At 40.9% G+C, this 23,673-nt stretch carries 19 protein-coding genes; 7 read left to right on the forward strand and 12 right to left on the reverse strand.

The genetic code is table 11. The features are described from left to right. Positions 1 to 81 precede the first annotated feature (81 nt). On the forward strand, positions 82 to 714 hold the full coding sequence (locus C5471_RS11340) for an SDR family oxidoreductase (RefSeq protein WP_133812641.1): 633 nt from the start codon (positions 82 to 84) through the stop codon (positions 712 to 714). A gap of 44 nt (positions 715 to 758) precedes the next feature. Here the strand turns inward: C5471_RS11340 and tmaR are convergent, their stop codons facing one another. Continuing rightward, entirely contained in the window at positions 759 to 1,076 is a 318-nt protein-coding gene (gene tmaR / locus C5471_RS11345; protein WP_133812640.1) for a PTS system regulator TmaR, read from the reverse strand. A gap of 867 nt (positions 1,077 to 1,943) precedes the next feature. Between tmaR and C5471_RS11350 the strand changes: the two genes are divergently transcribed. Continuing rightward, complete coding sequence (locus C5471_RS11350; protein WP_133812639.1) at positions 1,944 to 2,174, forward strand: hypothetical protein; 231 nt, start codon at positions 1,944 to 1,946, stop codon at positions 2,172 to 2,174. A 1,136-nt stretch (positions 2,175 to 3,310) separates the two neighbouring features. On the opposite strand, the gene C5471_RS11355 is transcribed toward C5471_RS11350, so the two are convergent. Together C5471_RS11355 and C5471_RS11360 are read right to left on the reverse strand one after the other, a co-directional pair. Then, positions 3,311 to 3,958, reverse strand: coding sequence for a hypothetical protein (locus C5471_RS11355; RefSeq protein WP_133812638.1), 648 nt, complete (start codon positions 3,956 to 3,958; stop codon positions 3,311 to 3,313). Further along, on the reverse strand, positions 3,958 to 4,437 hold the full coding sequence (locus C5471_RS11360) for an Hcp family type VI secretion system effector (protein ID WP_133812637.1): 480 nt from the start codon (positions 4,435 to 4,437) through the stop codon (positions 3,958 to 3,960). Before C5471_RS11360 ends, C5471_RS11355 begins: the two co-directional genes overlap by 1 nt. 290 nt (positions 4,438 to 4,727) lie before the next feature. Here C5471_RS11360 and sbcB point away from each other — a divergent pair, with 290 nt between their 5' ends. Continuing rightward, a complete protein-coding gene (gene sbcB, locus C5471_RS11365) occupies positions 4,728 to 6,158 on the forward strand; it encodes an exodeoxyribonuclease I (RefSeq protein ID WP_166295873.1) in 1,431 nt (476 codons plus the stop codon). A gap of 139 nt (positions 6,159 to 6,297) precedes the next feature. Here sbcB and dld read toward each other — a convergent pair whose 3' ends face one another. From dld to yieE, 8 genes are all read right to left on the reverse strand, one after another. Beyond that, a complete protein-coding gene (dld, locus tag C5471_RS11370; protein WP_133812636.1) occupies positions 6,298 to 8,013 on the reverse strand; it encodes a D-lactate dehydrogenase in 1,716 nt (571 codons plus the stop codon). 196 nt (positions 8,014 to 8,209) lie between these two features. Next, positions 8,210 to 9,592 carry an APC family permease gene (locus C5471_RS11375; protein ID WP_133812635.1) on the reverse strand — a complete coding sequence of 461 codons (1,383 nt, stop codon included), beginning with the start codon at positions 9,590 to 9,592 and terminating at the stop codon, positions 8,210 to 8,212. A gap of 588 nt (positions 9,593 to 10,180) precedes the next feature. Continuing rightward, positions 10,181 to 12,154, reverse strand: coding sequence for a ligand-gated channel protein (locus tag C5471_RS11385; protein ID WP_133812633.1), 1,974 nt, complete (start codon positions 12,152 to 12,154; stop codon positions 10,181 to 10,183). A gap of 386 nt (positions 12,155 to 12,540) precedes the next feature. Then, on the reverse strand, positions 12,541 to 13,329 hold the full coding sequence (locus C5471_RS11390; protein ID WP_133812632.1) for an ABC transporter ATP-binding protein: 789 nt from the start codon (positions 13,327 to 13,329) through the stop codon (positions 12,541 to 12,543). Beyond that, positions 13,326 to 14,411: a FecCD family ABC transporter permease gene (locus tag C5471_RS11395; protein ID WP_133812631.1), complete on the reverse strand. Its 1,086-nt coding sequence runs from the start codon at positions 14,409 to 14,411 to the stop codon at positions 13,326 to 13,328. The genes C5471_RS11390 and C5471_RS11395 overlap by 4 nt, the downstream gene beginning before the upstream one ends. A 24-nt stretch (positions 14,412 to 14,435) precedes the next feature. Continuing rightward, on the reverse strand, positions 14,436 to 15,587 hold the full coding sequence (locus C5471_RS11400) for an ABC transporter substrate-binding protein (protein WP_207627300.1): 1,152 nt from the start codon (positions 15,585 to 15,587) through the stop codon (positions 14,436 to 14,438). A 296-nt stretch (positions 15,588 to 15,883) separates the two neighbouring features. Then, positions 15,884 to 17,368, reverse strand: a complete 1,485-nt coding sequence (locus C5471_RS11405; RefSeq protein ID WP_133812629.1) for an amino acid permease — start codon at positions 17,366 to 17,368, stop codon at positions 15,884 to 15,886. Between the two features lie 154 nt (positions 17,369 to 17,522). After that, positions 17,523 to 18,386 carry a DNA-binding transcriptional regulator YeiE gene (gene yieE, locus C5471_RS11410; RefSeq protein WP_133812628.1) on the reverse strand — a complete coding sequence of 288 codons (864 nt, stop codon included), beginning with the start codon at positions 18,384 to 18,386 and terminating at the stop codon, positions 17,523 to 17,525. Positions 18,387 to 18,572: 186 nt separating this feature from the next. On the opposite strand from yieE, the gene C5471_RS11415 reads away from it, so the two are divergent. Both C5471_RS11415 and nfo read left to right on the forward strand, forming a co-directional pair. Further along, positions 18,573 to 19,655 carry a YeiH family protein gene (locus C5471_RS11415; RefSeq protein WP_133812627.1) on the forward strand — a complete coding sequence of 361 codons (1,083 nt, stop codon included), beginning with the start codon at positions 18,573 to 18,575 and terminating at the stop codon, positions 19,653 to 19,655. Between the two features lie 109 nt (positions 19,656 to 19,764). Continuing rightward, positions 19,765 to 20,607, forward strand: a complete 843-nt coding sequence (gene nfo / locus C5471_RS11420; protein WP_133814177.1) for a deoxyribonuclease IV — start codon at positions 19,765 to 19,767, stop codon at positions 20,605 to 20,607. 9 nt (positions 20,608 to 20,616) lie between these two features. Here nfo and fruK read toward each other — a convergent pair whose 3' ends face one another. Then, positions 20,617 to 21,555: a 1-phosphofructokinase gene (gene fruK / locus C5471_RS11425; RefSeq protein ID WP_133812626.1), complete on the reverse strand. Its 939-nt coding sequence runs from the start codon at positions 21,553 to 21,555 to the stop codon at positions 20,617 to 20,619. A 205-nt stretch (positions 21,556 to 21,760) separates the two neighbouring features. Here fruK and C5471_RS11430 point away from each other — a divergent pair, with 205 nt between their 5' ends. Both C5471_RS11430 and mtr read left to right on the forward strand, forming a co-directional pair. Next, complete coding sequence (locus tag C5471_RS11430; RefSeq protein ID WP_133812625.1) at positions 21,761 to 22,180, forward strand: nucleotide triphosphate diphosphatase NUDT15; 420 nt, start codon at positions 21,761 to 21,763, stop codon at positions 22,178 to 22,180. 116 nt (positions 22,181 to 22,296) lie between these two features. Beyond that, complete coding sequence (gene mtr, locus C5471_RS11435; protein WP_133812624.1) at positions 22,297 to 23,556, forward strand: tryptophan permease; 1,260 nt, start codon at positions 22,297 to 22,299, stop codon at positions 23,554 to 23,556. The last annotated feature ends 117 nt before the right edge of the window (positions 23,557 to 23,673 follow it).

Genomic DNA, 23,673 nt, shown 5'->3' on the forward strand with positions numbered 1-23,673 from the left:
TCCATTCCATCTGAATGAAGTTTAAAATTGAGTAACTATCACTCTACTGATTCATTATTATTTGATCTGGAGAACAGCCCTATGAAACCGTGGCTTATTTTTGGTGCAGGTAGTGGGATTGGACGCCACTTAGTCACTATCGCATTACAACAAAAACACCCCATAACTGCATTGATCCGCAATTCTCAGCAAGCTTTTGAGCTCAAGGCCTTGGGCATCAACGTGATACAAGGTGATGCCTGTGATGCTATCAATGTAGAAAAGGCCGTACAGGATGCAGGTTCAGAAGCCATTGTGTTTTCTACTATTGGTGGAATTGATTCAGATCTCTTCGGTAATATGGCAATCATTGATGCCCTTGAGAAAACCGGAACAACGCGTATGTTACTGGTTACATCAATAGGTTGTGGCGAAAGTTGGAAAACCCTGTCCCCCAGAGCTAAATCACTATTTGGTCAATCTGTCCGACGTAAATCAATGGCAGAAAGCTACCTTCAAACCAGCTCTCTGAATTACACAATTATTCGCCCAGGCGGATTAACAGACAAACCAGGAACAGGCCATTGCCAACGATATCAGAATGATATTCATGGTGTCGTCAGCCGCAAAGATGTTGCGCATCAACTGGCAATAATGGCAGAAGAGGAATCTTCATATCAGCAGATCTATGCCTTGGTTGATCCAGAGCTTAAACCTGATTGGGCTGTTGCATAATCGCTAAGAATAACCACGCATTCATGCGTGGTTATCTGATGATATTACTTGGGTTCACCCATTGTTTTTAATTTCTTAGACAACTCACGGCGCTCTTTAGAAAGATCCGCATTTTTGATGATGTGGTCATCTATACGGTCTTCATAATCACTACGCATATTCATAATGATGCTTTGAATATCCTCAATTGACATACCCGGCTTGATGTATTCGCTCAAATTATCAAGCAATAAAACACGTTTCTGGTTGTCACGTATCTTCTTTTCGTTGTCTACAATTTCGCGCTGTAACTTATTCTTACGACGAAACATACGCACAAACTCCAACACATTGTGGAATGACGGCTTATTTATGTTGTCCATTTTCCTACCTTTATTCAACCCAAACATACAAATTATCCAATCTGATTACACAATACAGGTTAAAGCCATTAATAGACAAGTTAGTTTCCGTTCTTTATTGATTTTAATTGATTACAGAAACTGCTCACTTCCCGTCTCTTGCTGAAAATTTCAGCACATTGTCCAATCGAAAACAACTGACCAATGTAGATGAATAATAAACAGTCAATTCTTCTCAGGTAGAAAATAGACGTTTTTTCTCTCCTTCCCTCTCCATTTCTTACCACAGTTAGCGCAAAAGCATTATGTTCATTAAGCACTATTCTCGCCACAATGACCTGAAAACGGAGTTATATATTTATCAGAGAAAAGACTTATATGTGATAATCATTCTGACCCTATTTCATAGAAGTTAGATGAAAAATTATAAAATTAATCTCATTCTATTTGTAAATAGAATTACTGAGCCAATTATCAAGAAAACAATCAAATAAAGACTATTAATTCCGCGTGACACTATTAAACATTTAAATAATAAATATTTTATAATGGTTTTAACAGCATAATAGACAGCGCTTTCAGAAAATACGTTTTAATAAAAACATACACCAATCACATAACCAACCATTAGTTTATTAGTTTATTAGTTTATTAGTTTATTAGTTTATTAGTTTATTAGTTTATTAGTTTATTAGTTTATTAGTTTATTAGTTTATTAGTTTATTAGTTTATTAGTTTATTAGTTTATTAGTTTATTAGTTTATTATTCAAATGCATTGAAAAATACACTATATTTGTGACATTCATCTTAATAATAAAATAAAAGATTCCTTATTAACGAAACATTATTTAAATTGATGAAAAATGTGAAGGCAATTAGGTTAAGTGATGAAAAAAATTCCTTTTGATTTAGATGGATATGAAATTTCCTTTGGTTACACACGTAAAACCAAGATTCCGATTATAAAAATAATCCATCCCCAAAATGGCCTTTCTATTAGACCATTTTATAGTGTCAATAGAGAGAATTTACTTGAAAGAATTCAATATGAAACAGGCTTAAACGATAAATATATTGAGTTAATGAATGAACATCTTCAAGGGCTAAATTATCCTTAAAAAAACCAAACATAACAGGATCCTATCTCCTGCCATTTTTTCACATTGCGTTTGCTGGTGAGATTAACGACCTAATCCATCAGCAAATAACGAGTAGAAAGCACTGATTCTATTATTCTTAACAATAGAGCTTAAGGCGACTAATCTGATAAAAGATAGACGGTATTTATAGGTTACCGTGATAGTATCTCAATAATAGGGAAATCCTTAAAAGATTTTGCAGGAAATTTAGAAAAGTAATGACAATAAATCACTACCTACTTCAATATATAAAATGAAATTATTCCATTTGGCACTATAATGGCAGTAATTATCAAACAAGAATTATTGCGTCATTAGAAGGAAAAATTTATATTCTGGCAAAGAATAACCCTTAATATGTGAATCTACCTGTTAATTATAAACTTAATGAAACAATCTACATTTTTCTTTTATTTTTTCTGTTATATAGTAAAAAAAAACAGAAAATGCCAAGCATGTACCTGCAACTATCGCATATTGATATCGATTTTCTAATGTTGACATCAAGGTAAAATAAACTAAGCCCATGACTGAAAATACACACACGGCACCAATTACCCCTTGAATCATATGCATCACTATTCTCATCAACATACTTATTATTGTCATCATCATTTATCCAGCCCTGCGGAGAATTCATTAAATATCTCATTAAATAAACTACGATCTTCTTCATACGCCTCTAAGGCTCTGACATATGACTCCATTTTACTCTCAACCAAAAAATAGAGTAAATCCAAGTTACCTTCTCGCATTAATTACATAATATAAGATTGGATTTGTTTGAATTAATTCTCAGAAAGTATAGATCGCCCTGGATACTGACACTCCACAAGGTCGCAGTAAATGTTACAGATCCGCCAAGCTTAGTGAACCATTTTTCATAATCTAATGGAATAACCCACATTTTTCTTTTATTTTTTCTGTGATGTAGAAAATAAAAGCAGAAAACGCCAAGCATGTACCTGCAACTATCGCATACTGATATCGATTTTCTAATGTTGACATTAGTGTAAAATAGATTAATCCACCAATTGAAATTGTGCCAACACTAACAGCTAACCCTTGTATTAGATGCATCACGATTTTCATCAATATACTTATTATCGTCATTATCATTTATCCAGTCCTGCGGAGAATTCATTAAATATCTCATTAAATAAACTACGATCTTCTTCATACGCCTCTAAGGCTCTGACATATGACTCCATTTTACTCTCAACCAAGAAATAGAGTAAATCCAAGTTACCCTCTCTCCTTAATAACATATATAAGTTCGGGTTTGTTTGAGCTAATTCCCTAGAAGTATAGATCGCCCTGGATACTGAAGCACCAATCCCCAACGTCCCAACAAACGTCATTGATCCTCCAAATTTTGTGAACCATCTTGCACCAAAAAAAGCACCAAGGCTCCCTCTGAATATGGCATACTTCGAAATCATACCTCCAAATACTTTCCCAACTTTCGTTTCGATTAATCGTTGCTTTTGCTCTTCACTCAGCTTACCTAAATAATCCTCAAAAATAATCTGAATCACCCTTTCAAGATTATTAAACGTAATTGCTTTTGATTTTATCAATCCAACAAAACGATATTTGTCATTTTCATTATCCCATCGATGGTCAGTATCAAGATAATCATAACCGAGATAATAAAAATCCACCGGAATATCTAATACTCCCTCAGTAAATCCTGTAAACCAGCTACTGTCATCGTTAATAGTCGAAACCATTTTTTCAGCAATTTCTTTAGCTCCGTCCATTAAAAAACCCTTTCATCCCAAATGCTATACGCACCCGTTGAACATGCCACGTTATTCCAAGTAATATTAGTATATACCATTGAAAGAATTTCCTGTGGCATCATATGATTACTGGTTAATGAATGCGGGTGGTCTGATTTTAAACTAACAATATACGCTTGCCCAAGGCGAATTGTATAGTAAAGCTCAAGTCCACCATTTTCGCTGGTACGGTAAGATTCAAGAAAACACTCTAACCTTTCGTTATCATCCAAGCTTTTTGCTAATAAAGGAGAAGCTTTATCAATAGGTTTAGTGATAATTACCGGATGATGTGAAACATTTTGTTTGCGAGTCATAAGATGTTGCAGACTATAGACGAAGATCTGATCTTCGTGCCCATTTTGCGCTTTGATACCTATTGAGTCCCTTCTGCCACAACCCGCAGAAATTAACCCTTGGTTTTGACCTTTAACCGTTAAATAAATTAAATTTGACATATTCACCTCATTTATCCTTTCAATACTTTAATGCATATTGCAGTAGGCAGATCAATATTGTCAAGGATAAATGTTCTAAAAACATACAATAATTTATTCCAAGCCCCAAAAATGTTAATAACTGACATCCCATCGTAGCGCAGAAAGTAGGAAAATATGGATATGATATTGCAATCATATGGATTCTCTAAGATAGTAAGCAATAATTACCCATATTTCTGGGCAAAATATCATTCCCCTCTAAAAAGCAGAAAAAACAAATAATTAACCTCATTGGACATTGAACAACAATGAAAAATAGCAGCGAACAACCCACTTTCTACATTCATGACTACGAAACTTTCGGTAAACATCCTGCATTGGACAGACCCGCTCAATTTGCCGGTGTCCGCACTGATATGGATTTCAATATTATTGAAGAGCCATTAGTTATTTACTGTTTACCTGCCGATGATTATCTCCCTCAACCGGAAGCGGTCATGATCACAGGCATTACGCCTCAGGTTGCACGGGAAAAAGGGGTTAATGAAGCGGAATTTGCCCGGCAAATTCACAACGTATTCAGTGTACCGAATAGCTGCATCCTCGGTTATAACAATATCCGGTTTGATGATGAAGTCAGCCGGAATATTTTTTACCGTAATTTTTATGATCCCTACGCTTATAGCTGGCAAAAAGGGAATTCCCGTTGGGATTTGCTGGATGTATTACGGACCTGTTATGCTCTGCGCCCCGAAGGTATTATCTGGCCCAAGAATGACGATGGTCTGCCCAGCTTTAAACTGGAGCATTTGACTAAAGCAAATAATGTTGAGCATCTACAAGCTCACGATGCAATGTCCGATGTTTACGCCACGATTGCAATGGCAAAATTGCTTAAACAAGCTCAACCTAAAATGTTCAATTATTTCTTTCAGTTAAGAAATAAACAGAAAGTCAGCAATCTCATCGATATTCCTCAAATGAAACCATTGGTTCATGTTTCCGGTATGTTTGGCGCTGCCCGTAGTAATACCAGTCTGGTTGCTCCTTTGGCATGGCACCCAATAAACCGGAATGCCGTTATCATGTGCGATTTGACCAGAGATATTTCACCATTATTGGAGCTGGATGCAGATGCTTTACGTGAACGTTTGTATACCCGCCATGATGAATTGCAGCCCAATCAGCCATCAGTTCCTGTCAAATTGGTTCATATTAATAAGTGTCCGATAATCGCACCTGATAACACGTTGAGAACAGAAGATGCTCAACGTCTTAAATTGGATCGTGATCATTGTGAAAAAAATCTAACTATCCTACGAAATAATCCACAAATCAGAGAGAAAGTTGTCGAACTCTTTGCTGAGGCCGAGCCTTTCCCTGAATCAGATAATGTTGACGCTCAACTGTATAATGGCTTTTTTAGTGATGCAGATAAAACAGCGATGAATATTATTCGTGAAACATTACCTCAGAATTTGCCTGCGCTTGATCTGACTTTTCAGGATCCAAGGATTAAAACGCTGTTATTCCGCTACCGTGCCAGAAACTACCCTGCGACTCTGACTGATGATGAACAACAAAGCTGGTTGCGTCACCGTCAAGACGTGTTAACTCAAGACAGACTCAGTGAATATATCTTTATCATTGAACAGCTCTTTATTGAACACCAAGGCAACGAAGAAAAATGCCGCCAACTTAAAGCACTAATGGAATATGCAGCAGAACTAGCTGGGTAATTAAACAAATAAGTGGACAAACATAGAATGGCGAGCTAGACACTCGCCTTTCTTTCTAACAGGATAATTTTCATCAATCCTGACAGATTTAAACTTTTTTAGCATCAGCATCGTGTTATAAATGCTGAGAATATTAACATTAAGATCCCCCGCCCCAATTTTTCAGTTTGGATGTTTTTCCAATTCCTGGGTTGAGCGTATTAGTAGGATCGGCAATCCGGTAAAAAGCCTTGAGATGAGGTTTAGCCTGATACAGATGTCCCACATTATGTTCTGCCGGATATTCCGCACCTCGTTGATCAAGAAGTTCCATCATTCTTTCTTTCAGTGCATATACATCCACGCCTTTCTTCACAATGTAATCCTGATGAAACACATGGCACATAAAGTGTCCACAATAAAGCTTGTGCACTAATACATCATCAAACTCCGGTGGTAATTGTTCAAACCATTCACGATCATTACGGCGCAGAGCGATATCAAGCGAAAGGATATTCTCCACTTCATTGCTATGCATAGCATGATAACGAATCGCCGCACCGGCAGCGGAGAAACGATGTAGGAACGCTTTAGCCCCTTCTTCCGGCGTACAGGCAAAGAATGCGCCCTCTGCTCGGCTGAAATAACTTTCCAGCCAATTTTTGGCTTCCTCAACACCATCACCAGACATTTTCAATATCAAATGGTGCTCAAAACGATGTCGATATTCTTTCAAACGCTTAGGCAAGTGGGGAGGAAATAAGCGACTCAACCCTTGTATTATGCGATCTATCAAATGGGAAGGTAAAAATGGGACCTTGTTGAAAATAGCGTCCATTCGTCCTTTCAAGGTAAAATAAGCCGGCATCTTATCAGTGCCAAACTTATCAATCATAATAAAAGTATCTTTACCGTAAATTTCTGCAATATCGAAAATATCCCGGTGCATATATTCACCCGCCACCGGTAAATGACGAAAATTCGCTAATATATGACGCCGCAATTCCGCCAATACGTCAGTTTGATTAGTGCCAATATAAAATACCTGAGACAATGGCTCTGCCGGGAAAGTATCAAGCCGGACCGCAAACACAGCCAATTTACCTGCACATCCTGAGGCTTCGAACAGACGGCGTTCGTCAGAATTAAAACGAGATGGTGTATCGGCATTTATATCACGTACTCGTTGCGCATACTCACAATCAGACGCTTTACGCTGACCATACTCTACATCTTGCTCACTGTAACGTTGTTCTTCCAGACAAGAGAGGATCTCTTCCGGTGTTTCTCCCAAATAGATACCCAGATGATTAATCAATTCTGGTTTACCACGTTCATTAACCCATCCGTACAACGCCATTTCAGTATAAGCTGGCCCACGATGAACTAGAGAGCCACCGGAGTTATTACAAACACCACCAATCACAGAAGCACCAATACAGGAAGAGCCGATAATAGAATGCGGCTCGCGTCCCAGTGGTTTCAGGGCACGTTCAAGTTGCCACAATGTACTGCCAGGCAGTGCAACTACTTGGTTACCCTGTTTCAGGATCTGTATTTTATTCATGCGCAATGTACTAATGATCACTATGTCGCGATCGTAATCCTTACCATTTGGAGTAGAGCCTTCGGTCAAACCCGTGTTGGCCGCTTGCATCAAGATGATTTTATCTGCTTCAACGCAGGCTTTAAACACACGCCACTGTTCCACCAGCGAACCAGGAAATACCACAGCTAAAGCGTCACCTTGGCCAGAGCGAAAACCTTTACGATAACGTTCAGTTTTATGGGGAGCAGTCAGGATATGAGATTTACCGACAATATTGGTCAAGGCAGTGATGAATTGTTGATTTTGAGAGGTCTTTGCATCATTCATGGTCTCTTCCTCTATAATTTAATCGCCTCTCAGAGCATAGATTGTTTTTCTCCATTTACTGTTGAAATTTTTCTTATCTGCAAACTGCCTCCCTGTTTTTTTTCCTAAGATTCTTATTATGAATTATTACTACAAGGGGAAACACAAAAAACAACGGCGCCAAATTCGGCGCCGTTATTCTTTTTCAAACCGGAGACTAAACCATTTCAGAACACTGAGGCATCGGCTGACGGAAGCTGCGGGTCAGGAATATCATATAAATCAAACCAATTGCTCCCCAAGTCAGCCCTAACTCCATAGAACTTTGTTCCAGATTCATCCACAGCACACCAACAGTACAAGCCCCAATCACCGGTAATACCAGGAAGTTGATTGTATCTTTCAGTGTACGGTGACGACGTTCACGAATATAGAACTGAGAGATGACCGACAAGTTTACAAAGGTGAACGCTATCAGCGCACCAAAGTTAATCAGAGCCGTTGCAGTAACCAAATCAAAGGTCATTGCAGACAACGCGACAAGACCGACCAGCAATACGTTGATTGCTGGAGTTCGCCATTTCGGATGCACATAGCCAAATACTTTCTCAGGAAACACACCATCACGCCCCATAACATAAAGCAGACGGGAAACACCTGCGTGAGCCGCCATACCAGAAGCCAAAACGGTGACACAAGAGAACACCATAATGATGGACTGAAATAAAGTACCCGCTACATACAGCATAATTTCTGGCTGGGCTTCATTCGGGTTCTTGAACCGAGAGATATCAGGAAAATAGAGCTGTAAGAAATAAGAAACCATAATAAAGATGATGCCGCCGATTAATGCCGTCAGAAAGATCGCTTTCGGGATCACTTTGCCTGCATTCGGCGTCTCTTCGGACAACGTGCTAATGCTATCGAATCCCAGGAACGAAAAACACAAAATCGTTGCCCCGGTAATCATCGGGATTAGATGGGCATCTTCAGAAGTAAATGGTCTTGCGCTCCATAAAGTTCCAACACCTTCTCCATTGTATACACCGTGGATCAACAAGCCCACGAATACAAACATAACTGCAACCTGAACAATAACAATACCGGTGTTGAGATTAGCAACAACGTTAATACCACGCAGGTTAAAAACTGTCATTAGCAATGTCAAACCTACAACGAAGATCCACGGATCTACGCTGGGAAAAATGGCCTGGAGATAAATTTTCGCCAACAAGATATTTATCATTGGCATGAACAAATAGTCCAGCAATGATGACCAACCCACCATAAAGCCAACATGAGGGCTGATGGATTTTTGTGCGTAAGTGTATGCAGACCCAGCAGAAGGGAAACGTTTTACCAATTTCCCGTAGCTCAGGGCAGTAAAGAGAATTGCGATCAAAGCAATAGCATAAGATGTTGCTACATGACCATCAGTCAAGCCAGAAACAATCCCGAAAGTATCAAAGATGGTCGTAGGTTGCAGATAAGCAAGCCCCATCATCACCACCTGAACTAAGGTCAGTGTTTTTCTGAGTTGAACACGATTGTTCGCACCAGTTTGGTTGGTGCCAATTGGAATTGCAGTATTATGCGACATGAGCGAAACCTCCCATAACTTCGATTCGTGTTACGGTACTACTTAATCGACAGTTACTGGGAAGACTTCGCTTCTGCCTATAGGCAGTGGAATTAGAGGCTGGATTATACGCAGAGCTCAACGCTCCGTAGTCATCAACACAGCAGCTTGCGCCAATTGGCACAAGTGCGAAAAAGAATAATTGCTCCATATTAGCGTTCCTCATTACGGCAACCGATTCTTGTTATGGTTGCTCGTGGGCCAATTATCTATCCGGCTCAGAGTCCGGCCTCTAGTATAGTAAAAAATAAGTCTAAGCAAAAAAAATAACCGACACATATAAACGCATCAGTTATTTTCCAGTGGGCGAATTCTGCACTTGAAGACTTGAAATAGCAATAGTCACCGCACTAAAAGTCCATATTTTTTACCACACAAATTGGTCACGCTATGGAATTTAACTATGTCTTATACATTCTTTTGACATGCACTAAGTTGTAGCACAACACAAAATGGATTGCCACCCAGTTTTTGCGGGTTAAGTAAAAAACAAAACCCCCCGCCAAAAGCAGGCAAGGGGTCAGCGACACATTGAATAAAAGTTATTTATCAGAAGTCATAGGTGATGCCAATGTTATAGCGACGACCATCCAGTTGTGCTCCATAATTTTCTTCCGTAACGCGTTTATCAAATACGTTGTATACCCCACCTAACACACGTAACTCTTTAGTCAGATTATAGCTGGCACCAATATCTACAAAAGTATAGGAGGGAGTCCCCTTGTCCATACGGGTACGTGACAAGTAATCCGAAGTTTTGCCGCGGAAGTTAACGCGCGTCCAGGTTTGCATTTCCGGTAAAGTCTGCCAGTTCAAAGTCGCATTTGCCATATGTTTAGGCGTTTTGTTCAGTGCTTTCCCTTTGAAATCCCCGCTTTTTTGCTCTGAATCAGTATAAGTGTAGTTTGCTGTCAACGACCAGTCTTCGATGATATCCCAGTTCATTGTCGCCTCCACACCATGCATATTTACTTTATCAACGTTCTCACGTTTACTAATAAAGTCATAAGTTACTCCATTAACTGGAGCACATGGTTTAGCGCTGCCTTTATCGCAATCTCTAATTTCAGTGATCTTGTCTTTAAAATCTGTATTAAAAACAGTTACACCAATATTAAAGTTATCCTGATTGTTCCAGATAACACTAATTTCTTCACTAACAGTTTTCTCTGGCTTAAGATCTGAATTGCCTAAAATCATGCCTTTCAAGAAACGGCCACCCGTTGCTTGCCCCCAATTTGGAGCTACATGACGCAGATCTGGTGAGCGATAACCCGTGGAGACACCACCTTTAATCGTCCATTGTTCATCCACATGCCACACGCCATACAAACGAGGCGTCCAGTGAGCACCAAAGTTTTCGTCTTTATCCATACGGATGCCGCCAGTCAGAGCAAAATCATTAGTCATTTGCCACTCATCTTCAGCAACCAACGCCCAACTCCAGCGAGTTAATTTATTCACATCGCTTGCTGAAGGCAATTGGTTACCATCATCTCGCAAATCTTCATAACGATACTGACCACCCATGCTTACTGTATGATCATCCAGTATGAAGACTGAATGATTATTAAATACCGTCTCATTATATTTCATGTCACGGCCAGGGTTACGTGACTCGTCACGCTGAATGTAGGTATTTATGGTACCAAAGTCATAGTTGCCATTATGAGTGATAGAATAATTATTACGTTTATAGCGATTTACATTATCATCACAAGATCTTGGCGTGCATTCACGCGTCTTACCGATAGTTGAATCACGATCCTGCTCATAGCGACCCGCTACGAAATCAAAAGTATTCTGTTCATCAGGTGTCAGAGAAAAAGTTGCTGAACCGTTGCGCATTTCCTGCTTGTTAAAGCCGCCAATAAATTTATCTTCGCGGCGGTGAGAATACAGTCCATGCACTTTTAATCCCAATAGTCCATCAATTATTGGGCCTGCTGCATAAATGCTACTCTGATGGCTGTTACCCGAATTTTTACGTTCAGTTAAAGTGGTATCAGCACGAAGACTGGTTTTCCACTCTTTCTGCGCCTTACGGGTAATAACGTTAATCACGCCCCCCATCGCATCAGAACCATACAGAGAGGACATAGGACCACGTATTACTTCAATGCGTTCAATAGCAGCCAGCGGCGGCAACCATCCCTGCTCAATACCAGAACCATCACTGTTTGGACGCGTATTACGGGTATCAACACGCTTACCATCAACCAGCATCATGGTGTATTTAGACGCCATACCACGAATACTAATATCACTGCTACTGCCGCCACCCGTAACAACAACACCTGGCACATCTTTCAATGCATCAGTCACATCACGATAAGCTTTGGTTTCTAATTGTTCACGGCTCACCACAGAAATAGACGCTGGCGCATCTTCAATCTTCTGTTGGAAGCCTGATGCTGTAGTCACAACAATGGTGTCATTACTGCTACTGGCCGCAAAAACAGAACTCGATGAGATGGCAGCAATAACCCCTAATGCGATTTTTCTTTTATTAAAAACACCCATTCCCGATTCTCCAAGAAATATAATTATATTTTATTAATTTATAAGATGGATAATTAACATATACTCAAGCAACGAGGAAAAAACATTCACCTCTGTGTGATTTTATTGTTTTTTTATTATATTTCCTTACATTTTATTACTATAAAACATAAGGAAATATTCCCTATCAATTCTAATGAAATTATTTTATATTTACCTTTCTTTGCAATAAATAAAGAGTGGCCCTGAACATTACCCAGATAAAAATAGCGGTTTTTAAATGTATTATACTATGAGCGAAATAACTTATTCCTCATATACTATATAATTACGTTCCGTTTTCTATGCGCTGCCCATATCCACACTTTATCAACAACATATTTTAAAACAATAAGTTACAATAGACTCTAACTGGCTAACTTGGAAACCAATCCATCAATCAATACCTGCGGGACACCCTGAGAACAGTATTCAATTCGGCCTCTGACACCATAAACTTGTGCCAGACTATCCGGTGTAATAACTTGTTCAGGAACGCCTTCCGCAATTAAATTCCCTTTTTGTAACATTAATACATGGTTACCATGGCGCAAAGCGATATTAATATCATGCACCACTACCACCGTAATAATATTACGACGATATGTTTCTTGTGCAACCAAATCCATGACATGATATTGATAATTTAAATCCAGTGCGCTTAAGGGTTCATCTAATAATAACAATGTTGGTTTACGAATTAACGATTGCGCCAATCCGACTAACTGTTTTTGACCACCGGATAATTGATCCAAATAACATAACGCCAGATGTTCAATCCCCAGCTGACGTAACAAAGACATCACTTCTTCTTCGCTGGTTTCAGAATGACGTCCACCGGAGGCCCGCTGCGCAACAATAATGGATTCCAGCACATGTAAATGAACACCAGCAGGCAAACTTTGTGGCAAATAAACCACATTTTCTGCCCTCTGGGCAAAATTCATTTTCATCAAATCCTGACCATCAAGCCAAAGCTGCCCACTGGCGCGATTTAAGCCAGCCAGCGAACGCAGAAGTGTAGATTTACCACTGCCATTTGGTCCCAACAGTACTGTAATTTTCCCACAAGGTAACGGAGCAACATTCAGATTTTCAATAACCGGATGTTTCGGATAACCAGCAAAAAAGTTATTGATAGTTAATCCCTGCTTCATATACTCCCCCGGTTACGTAAAATTATGCTAAGGAAGAATGGAACTCCAACCAATGCGGTAACAATCCCAACCGGAATAATAACACCTGGGATCAAGTTCTTCGAGACAATCGACGTCATAGACAATATTAATGCACCAATTAGTGCACTGGCAGGCAAATAGAAGCGGTGATCTTCACCAAACATCATACGAGCAATATGGGGCGCAACCAAACCGACAAAAGCAATTGGTCCGACAAATGCAACCGCTAAAGCGGATAGGATACTGATACGCAGTAATGTACCCAAGCGCAGGCGACGAACATCAATACCAAAACTGATAGCTCGATCTTCCCCCAGACGTAATGCTGTCAATTTCCAGGAATTCATCATTGAAATCGGAAAAATAACTGCAAATACCAGCAACATAACACCCAGCTTTATCCAAGTTGCTCTGGCAAGGCTACCCATTGTCCAGAGTACCAGCCCCTGAAGGGTATCTTCAGTTGCAATAAACTGCATCATGGAAACCAGTGCGTCAAAAGTAAAGTACAATGCAATACCAAACAATACCACGCCAGAAGTGGCAGCCCGTGTCCAACGGGTGATGCCATCCAACACCAATGCGGCCAGAAAAGCAAAAATAAAGGCATTCACAGAGATGAACCATTGGTCAGGCACGCCCGGAATACCAATACCTGACACGATAGCCAACGCAGCACCAAATGCAGCCGCCTGAGAAACCCCTAAAGTAAAGGGGCTTGCCAATGGGTTATTCAGAACCGTCTGCATTTCAGCACCAGCCAGCCCAAGAGACAGGCCGATCACCACCGCCATCAAGGCGTAGGGTAAACGGATATCCCAGACAATGACCCGTGTACCCGCATCCATACTCTCTGGCGACACTAAAGTCTGCCAGAGAGACTGCAAAGATAAACCTGAAGGCCCTATAGTAAAATCCAAGACCAAGGAAGCACCGATAACCAGGAAGATGAACATCATCATCACGATACGGCGGCGTAAAATATGTTGATAATGGGCTTTTACACCGCTGTCATCTGATGGTTGTTTCACCGTTGGCATAAGCTCGGTTGTGGTACTCATTATTTCTGTTACCTATCCTACTGATCACTTCTCACTGACCCAGTAAACACCTGATGGCTCAATCGCCAGGAATTTACTGTGTAATTCATTCAGTGTCTTTTGTGGATCTAAATCTGCAAACTGTTCAGGATAGAACCACTTGGCAAATACCTGAGCAACTATCACGTTATATGGAGAGTTGTAGTAGTTATGCCAAATAGCATAATCTCTGCCCTCTTTAACCGCAGTCAACGAGCTGATACCTTTGCGTTCAGTCATTGTTTTCAGACTGGCTTTTGCCAGTTCAGTTGTTGATTGCGCCCCCAGTTTTACACCCGGTTCATTGCTGTCTGGCGCTTTTGCACCACTGGCGATGTAAATATAAGGATCAGCGGCAATAACTTTTTCGAGGTTCATGTTGCCAAGCGCGCCTGGCAGAACACCTTTGGCAATATTTTTACCACCAGCCAGATCGATAAAGTTACCCAGATTACCATTACCGGCCGTCCCACAGCAGTCTTCAAACGCGCCAGCTCTCAAATCGATAAATACGGTTGGCTTTTTCTCTTCCGGAATTTTACTGGTGATTTGAGTGACCAGCTTGACATTTTTCTCATAAAAATCAGCGTACTCTGCCGCTTGTTTTTCACGGTGCAATACTTTACCCAGCATACGAATGCTCGGCAGCGTGTTTTTTAACGGCTCGGTACGGAAGTCAACAAAAACAACCGGAACACCGGCCTTTTCAAGCTGGGTAACTAATTCACTGTTTTTACCAGGGCCATGACCAGATAAGCCAAAAATAGCAATGTCTGGATTGAGAGTTAACACTTTTTCAGCGCTAACGCTGTCAGCACTGGTGTTACCAATCAAAGGGATCTTGTCAATCTCAGGAAATTTAGCTTTATAGACAGCATAGGACTGTGGATCCAATTTGCGGAAATCACCTTGCCAACCCGCAATACGAGCCAAGGGTTTATCCCCTTCAAGTAAAGCGACAGCATGAAACAAACGGCCTTCGCCCAACAAAATACGGTTTATATTTTCAGGAACTTCAACAGTGCGACCAGCTACATCAGTAACCGTTTCTGCCCATGACGCGAAGCTTGCCATGACTGCTGAACCTGCCAATAGGCTGATATTAATACTCTTTGCAATAGATCGAGATACAAATTTCACTTTGCTAGCCCCGTTCATATTAATAATTATGGCGCTAACAATAAAGCAAACGAGAATAATTATCAATATGATTTACACAGATTTTAGTAAATTGTGTAACTAATTTCACGACTAACCCTATGAAAAATAAAAAACCACCCATTCGGTTACAAAACGGGCGGCTTCTCTGATTTCTATCAATAACTTTTTATTTACTCCAATAAATAAACGTTAAGATAATAATAAATCAATCGTGAATCGAATTAAAAAACCCGTAAAACCATGCCGAATTGACATCTTTCCCATGCCAGCCTGTTAATCATCATTTAACGTGGTCAAATTCTCTTATTTGTGATATGAGGAAATTTCATCTCGTTATATTTAATAAAGTGGGTTTTCTTCACCAACTTATAACCAAACCAAATCAACAGGAATAGTGGAATACCCACATAAGTTGCAGTTACACCATACCAGTCAATTTTATCTTGCAGAAATGCCTGATAATTCTGCCCTAATGTGATGGTCAGACACAGAATAAACGCAAAGATTGGACCAACCGGGAAAAACCCTGAACGATACGGCAGTTTACTCAAATCCAGACCCTGAGCAACGTAACCACGGCGGAAACGATAGTGGCTGATAGCAATCCCCAACCAGGCAATAAAACCTGTCATACCTGAGGTGTTCAACAACCACAAATAGACGGTCTGGTTACCGTACATAGAACTGAGGAAACACAAAGCAGCAACAACCGTTGTTGCATACAAGGCATTACGTGGTACACCCCCTTTGGATAATTTTCCAAAAATCTTTGGGGCCTTGCCTTCTTTTGCCAGTGTGAACAACATACGGGTAGAGGCATACATACCTGAGTTACCGGCAGACAACACCGCTGTCAAAATAACCGCATTCATCACAGCCGCAGCTGATAATAAACCGGCATTTTCAAATACCAGCGTAAACGGACTGACGCTGATATCTCCTACCTCATTACGAAGCAAACTGGGATCAGTATAAGGAATGATCAGGCTGATAATCAGGATCGCAAAAATATAGAACAGCAGAATACGCCAAAATACTTTACGTACTGCGCGGGGAATATTTTTTTCTGGATCTTTGGATTCACCCGCAGCGATACCAATCAGTTCAGTTCCCTGGAAAGAAAATCCAACTATCATTGCCACGCCAATCATAGCGGAAAAGCCACCGGCAAAAGGCGCATCACCAACAGTCCAGTTATGCCATCCGGCACCTTCCGCACCTTTCATGATACCGGTTATCATCAGTAATCCGACCACAATAAAAACAATAATTGTGCTGACTTTAATCAAAGAGAACCAATATTCAGCCTCGCCAAAACCCTTCACTGAAATAAAATTCAACAAGAAAATCAGTGCGAGGAATAGCGCGCTCCAGATCCAGCCCGGCATATCGGGTAACCAGTAATTCATCACCAACTGAGCAGCAACCAAATCCACAGCGATAGTCACCGCCCAGTTGTACCAGTAGTTCCAACCAAGGGCGAAACCAAATCCTTCTTCAACATATTTAGAACCATAAGTTGAGAAAGAACCGGAGACAGGCATATAAGCAGCCAATTCCCCCAGGCTGGTCATCAGGAAATAAACCATCAGGCCAATTAATGCATAGGAAAGTAATGCTCCGCCAGGCCCTGCCTGTGAAATCGTCGCACCAGAAGCCACGAATAGCCCGGTGCCTATCGATCCGCCAATGGCAATCATCGCCATATGCCGTGCTTTCAATTCACGGCGCAAATGTTGCGTTACTGGTTTCTGGGAAACACTTTGTTGCTGAGACATTCTGTTCCTGTTAGCTGCAAATAAGTCTGATGGCGGATTGTAACAAATCCTCACGGTCAAAATAGCGAGGAAGCGCTGTTATAAGATACCTTCATAATTCAGAGAAAATTATAAGTAATACAGGTAATTCTAAATTTTAAACAAAAAATAAAATTCACTGGCAATAATTAAGCAGTTTTTGCAATGCATTAGACATGTGCTTTTGCCGATGATGAATCAAGTACAACATTCTGAAAAGCTTCAATTCTGGCACCTTCAACTCCAGCAAAGTATGATTTTCCAATTGCTCTGCAACGACCCGTCTGGATAAGCAACTAATCCCCATACCAAATTTGACCGCATGTTTTATCGCTTCGGAATTTCCTAACTCCATCAAAATCTTGAACCCAGGTAAGCGGGCAAACAACAGATGATCCAACACCTCTCTTGTCCCCGAGCCCCTTTCCCTTAATATCCATGATGCTTTGGCTAAATCATCCAGTTTCAGATTCTGTTGCGCTAGCGGGTTTTTAGGAGAAGAAAAAATAACCAACTCATCCTCCATCCAGAGCTGAGTTATTAATTCAGGGCTGTGACAAGAACCCTCTATCAAACCAAGATCAACACGGAATTCCAACACAGAATTGATGACATCCTGAGTATTACTGATGTTTAACTCCAAGGGTGTATCAGGAAAATCCTGACGATAATTTGCCAACATCTCCGGCAACATATAATTACCGATGGTACTGCTGGCAGCAATACGTAATGCCCCCATCTCTTGTTTGAATAATTGCTGAATTTCCCCCACTTGCTCCAGCAACGCCAAAGCCTTGGGATAGAGTAGACGTCCATGCTCATTAGTCACCAACCGCTTTCCTACCCTGTCAAAAAGCTGTACGCCAAGCTGGCTTTCCAAATCCGTTAATGAAGCACTCACTGCGGATTGAGATAGCGCTAACTGCTGAGAAGCTTGTGTCGTTGAACCGCTTTTCAATACCTCCGTGAAAACTTCCAATTGCCTCAGTGTGATATGCATATTGCCCCGCAAGATATGGTGTCAAAATAAATCGTTTTAATTTTATACAGCAATAAACAACTTAACAAAAATCCTCTTTTCATTACCACTTTTTATGATTATACATAAAAATATTATCAATTTTAATGATAAATTGGTTTGCTATATGCTTATACTTAGAACATATAAGTAAAGTGAGAAATATCTATGTCTGACATTCATGACGAAAAACTCAGTCAACAACCATTAATTCCCGGTATGAAATTAATACCGGGACTCATGCTGGCGGCAATATTGACGGCAATGTCAATATACGCCGGAAATATCCCGTGGTTTGTTAATATGGGGCTAGGCGCACTGACACTGGCGATCCTTGCAGGCATCGTTGCGGGTAATACCTTCTATCCTGTACTCAAATCTCATTGTGATCAGGGTGTTCATTTCTCAAAACATTATCTTCTGCGGGCAGGCATTATTCTTTATGGCTTCCGTCTGACATTTCAGCAAATTGCCGATGTCGGCACTACTGGCCTTTTGATTGACGCTATTATGTTATCTTCGACTTTCTTTATTGCAATCTGGCTGGGCAAATCACTCTTTGGATTAGATAAGCAAACCTCAATACTGATTGGTGCCGGCAGCAGTATTTGCGGTGCAGCGGCCATTATGGCAACAGAGCCGGTTGTGAATGCCCCCGCCAGTAAAGTTGCTGTTGCGGTGTCAACCGTTGTCATCTTCGGGACTATCGCTATTTTCATTTATCCATGGTTTTATCAGCTCAATGAGCATTATCAATGGATCCCATTGACTCAAGAAGCTTTCGGTATCTTTACAGGCTCCACCATTCACGAAGTTGCCCAGGTTGTTGCTGTTGGTCATGCTATTGATGATCAAGCAGAGAACGCAGCGGTTATCAGCAAGATGATTAGAGTGATGATGCTGGCACCATTCTTGTTGTTATTATCCAGTTACATCAGCCGGGCCGGTGCAAAAAATAGAGAGAAAAACCAAAAGAGAACGCCCATTACCATTCCCTGGTTTGCTGTGATTTTCATTGCAATAGCGGGTGTTAACTCTTTCGATTTGTTACCTACCATCATAGTGAGTTATCTGATTCAGATTGATACTATTATGCTTGCCATGGCAATGGTTGCATTAGGTTTAACCACCCATGTGAGTGCCATCCGTCAGGCTGGATTTAAACCCATTTTACTGGCCCTGATTTTATTTATATGGCTAATGGTTGGTGGATTCTCGATAAATCTGGGTGTTCAATATTGGTTTGGTTGATTGGAACATGTGCATTGAAGCGCTGCAACAACCTATGACCTTTTCGTCCTTAAGCTTCAATGAGCGATTGAAGCATGTCAAAATGGTGTAAACAGGAAGGTGAAGAATGATGAAATTTATTGGAGCCCACGTCAGCGCTGCCGGCGGCGTCGATCAGGCAGTTATCCGGGCACACGAATTAAAAGCTACTGCTTTTGCCTTGTTTACCAAAAACCAGCGCCAGTGGAACGCACCATCTTTAGCCACTGATATTATCGATAAATTTAAAGAAAATTGTGAGCGCTATGGATTTGGTAGCCGGCAAATTCTCCCTCATGACAGTTATCTGATAAATCTTGGTCACCCAGACACTGAGGCACTGGAAAAGTCCAGGCTAGCTTTTGTTGATGAAATGCAACGTTGTGAACAACTGGGTATTGATTTATTGAATTTCCATCCTGGCAGCCATCTCAATAAGATAGAGGTGGATAAATGCCTGACACGAATTGCAGAATCTATCAACATCGCTCTCAATAAAACGCAGGGAGTCACTGCGGTTATCGAAAATACAGCAGGTCAGGGCACAAATCTGGGGTTCAAATTTGAACATCTGGCAGCAATTATTGACGGAGTTGAAGATAAAAGCAGAGTTGGCGTCTGTATTGATACCTGTCACGCTTTTGCCGCTGGTTATGATTTACGTACCGATGACGTTTGCCAGCAAACTTTTCAGGAGTTTGAAAAAATTGTTGGCTTTCAGTATCTGTGCGGAATGCATTTAAATGATGCCAAAAGTGAATTTGCTAGCCGTGTTGACCGGCATCATAGCCTTGGGGAAGGAAATATTGGCAAAACACCTTTCAGTTATATTATGCAAGATGCCCGTTTTAATGGAATTCCGCTAATCCTTGAAACAATTAATCCAGATATTTGGCCCCAAGAAATCGCCTGGCTGAAATCACAACAAAATTAATGGCCCTTTTCATCTAACGGGTGTCAGTTCAATTTTAGCCATCATTGCGGCCAATTCAGGGCGATTGCTGATACCCACATTAGGCTGACTAACAGCAAGTGCCGATACAGCGGTTGCCAATCGCAACGTGTGTTCACTGGACTCCCGCATCAGCAAACCATAAACCAAACCACCGACCATTGAATCACCGGCACCCACGGTGCTGATAACTTTACAATGCGGTGGTTTTGCCAACCATGCTCCAGATGCATTAACCCATAATGCGCCCTGCTCACCCAAAGATATAACGACATGAGCAATTCCCTGGTCCCTGAATTGATGTGCAGCCATGATCACATCGGACAGCTCAGGTAACAAGCGCCCCGCCCAGACCTCAAGCTCATAGCGATTCGGTTTAACTAACCAGGGGGACGCTTTCAGACCCGCAACCAATGCTTCACGGCTGCTGTCGAAAATAATACAAGGACAAAGCTGGCGCAGCTGGGTCATCCAATCAGTAAACGATTCAGCAGAAACACCCGCAGGTAAGCTACCACTGACAACAACCATATCAAACTGTCCAAGCCATGAAAGCGAATCATTAACAAATTCCAACCACTCCGCCTCACCAACATAAAAACCAGAGAAGTTGAAATCCGTCACTTCACCGCTTTCTTCTGTCAATTTGACATTAATCCGTGTTCTACCCGGCACCAAATGGAAACGATTTGCCATGCCATTTTCACTGAAGAATTGCTGAAATCCTTCCTGATTTTCCCTACCCAGAAAACCACTGACAGTGACATCAATGCCTAAATCACGCAAAACTTTAGCAACATTATTGCCTTTCCCGGCAGCATGCAGTCCAGCTGCTTGCACACGATTAATCGCCCCTTTGACGATTTCTGGGCACAATCCAACCAAATCATAAGCTGGGTTTAAGGTGATAGTGGCAACTCTACGGCTCATTTTGCCCGATGTCTCCTAAAGTAGATAATCATCATTACTATGAAATTTTCAGTTCCATTTATACCATTAAAATTGAATCGTTTCAGTTAAATTCCATACTTTATTGATCGTTGTCTTAAACTGATTTGCAGGTAAGAATAGGATTGAATTCTTTTTTCGAAAAGAGATATTAATTTGCTGAAACTTATCTGAAGGAATATATCAAATGTCCGTAATTGTTGGTGTTGGCGTTGTTATTGTGAATGAATATGGTCAGGTATTACTTGGAAAGCGCAGCAGTGAGCATGCTCCATACTGGTCAATATTTGGTGGTCATGTTGATGCCGGAGAAACATTTGAACAATGTGCAATCCGTGAAGTTGAAGAAGAAACAGGTCTGACGATACAATCACCAAAAGTCTATGGTATTTGTAATAATATCCAAACTTATCAACAAGAAGGAAAACATACTATTTCGGTGTGCTTGCTGGCAAAACATCCAGGTGGTGAGCCAAAATTAATGGAGCCGGAAAAATGCGAACAACTTATGTGGTGCGATCCTGATAATCTCCCAGAACCTCATTTTGAAGCCAGCCGGAGTGCCATAAAAATGTGGCGAGAGAATCGTTTCTATCTTACCAATTGAACCAACTTATATTAGTTCAATTTCAAATAATCCTTTATGACGTCTATTTACACTCTATACGCAAAAATGTATCTTTAAGCTAGTACAAAGAAACAATATACTCAGCAGGAGTTAATATGTCTATAGAGACAACTCAGAGTTTAAAGCGTCCTTCCATACTGGGTGGGGCAATGATAATTGCCGGAACCGCTGTCGGTGCGGGGATGTTCTCCATTCCCGTGGTAACTTCCGGCGTCTGGTTTACCGGCTCAATTATTTTGCTGGCTTACACATGGGCATGTATGTATTTTTCCGGCTTAATGATTCTGGAAACCAACCTAAATTATCCATCAGGTGCAAGCTTCCACACCATGACTAAAGACTTACTCGGCAAAGGGTGGAACGCAATCAATGGCCTATCTATCGCATTCGTTCTCTATATACTGACCTACGCCTATATTTCAGCGGGTAGTTCAATCATCGCCCGCAATTTTGAAAATATTATTTCAATATCACAGGCTAGTGCTGGCTTTATTTTCGCCTTTATTGTCTCATTTATTGTCTGGATATCGACTAAAGCTGTCGATCGTCTGAGCACAATTTTGATCGGCGGTATGGTTATTGCTTTTTTTATGTCCGTTGGCGGCATGTTTACAGAAGTTAAATCTGTCATTCTGCTTAATCAGATCGATGCTATGTCAAACAACACGACAACAAATTATATGCCTTACGCTTTAGCCGCTCTTCCCTATTTACTGGCTTCTTTTGGATATCACGGTAACGTCCCTGGTTTGGTGAAATATTATCATAAGGACAGCAAAGCCGTTGTTCGTAGTCTGTTATTCGGTACATTAATCGCACTGGCTATTTATATCTTGTGGCAATATGTCATTCAGGGAAATATTCCCCGTGAAACATTCAAACAAATTATTGCTGATGGTGGGAATATCGGTGATTTACTGAAACAAATGGATAATACAACAAATAGCACAACCGTTACCCAGCTTCTAAATGCATTCTCTTATATGGCATTAGCAAGTTCATTTCTCGGTGTCTCTTTAGGGTTATTTGATTACCTAGCTGATTTTTTTGGTTTTAAAGATAACAGCACTGGCCGGTTAAAATCTGCATTAGTAACATTTATTCCCCCTACAGCCCTGGCTTTGCTGTTTCCCAATGGTTTTCTGTATGCCATTGGCTTTGCCGGATTAGCCGCAACCATTTGGGCCGTTATTGTTCCGGCACTTATGGTGCGGGCAAGTCGCCAGCGCTTCCCTAACGCCAGTTATCGGGCACCAGGTGGGAAATTCCTTATCGGATTTATCATTCTGTTTGGCTTGATGAACGCGGTAGCTCATATCCTGGCCTCCTTTGATTTGCTGCCCGTGTATCGCTGATATACCCGCTATTCTTTCTACAAACCCCAACGTAAAAAAACGTCGGGGTTTTCTTATCCCCACTTGCCTAATTCCCTAACTGCGAGTAATTTTGTGGCCGGTTATTCTCTCCCAGTT

The sequence above is a fragment of the Photorhabdus tasmaniensis genome, assembly GCF_011189505.1.
Classification (GTDB): domain Bacteria; phylum Pseudomonadota; class Gammaproteobacteria; order Enterobacterales; family Enterobacteriaceae; genus Photorhabdus; species Photorhabdus tasmaniensis.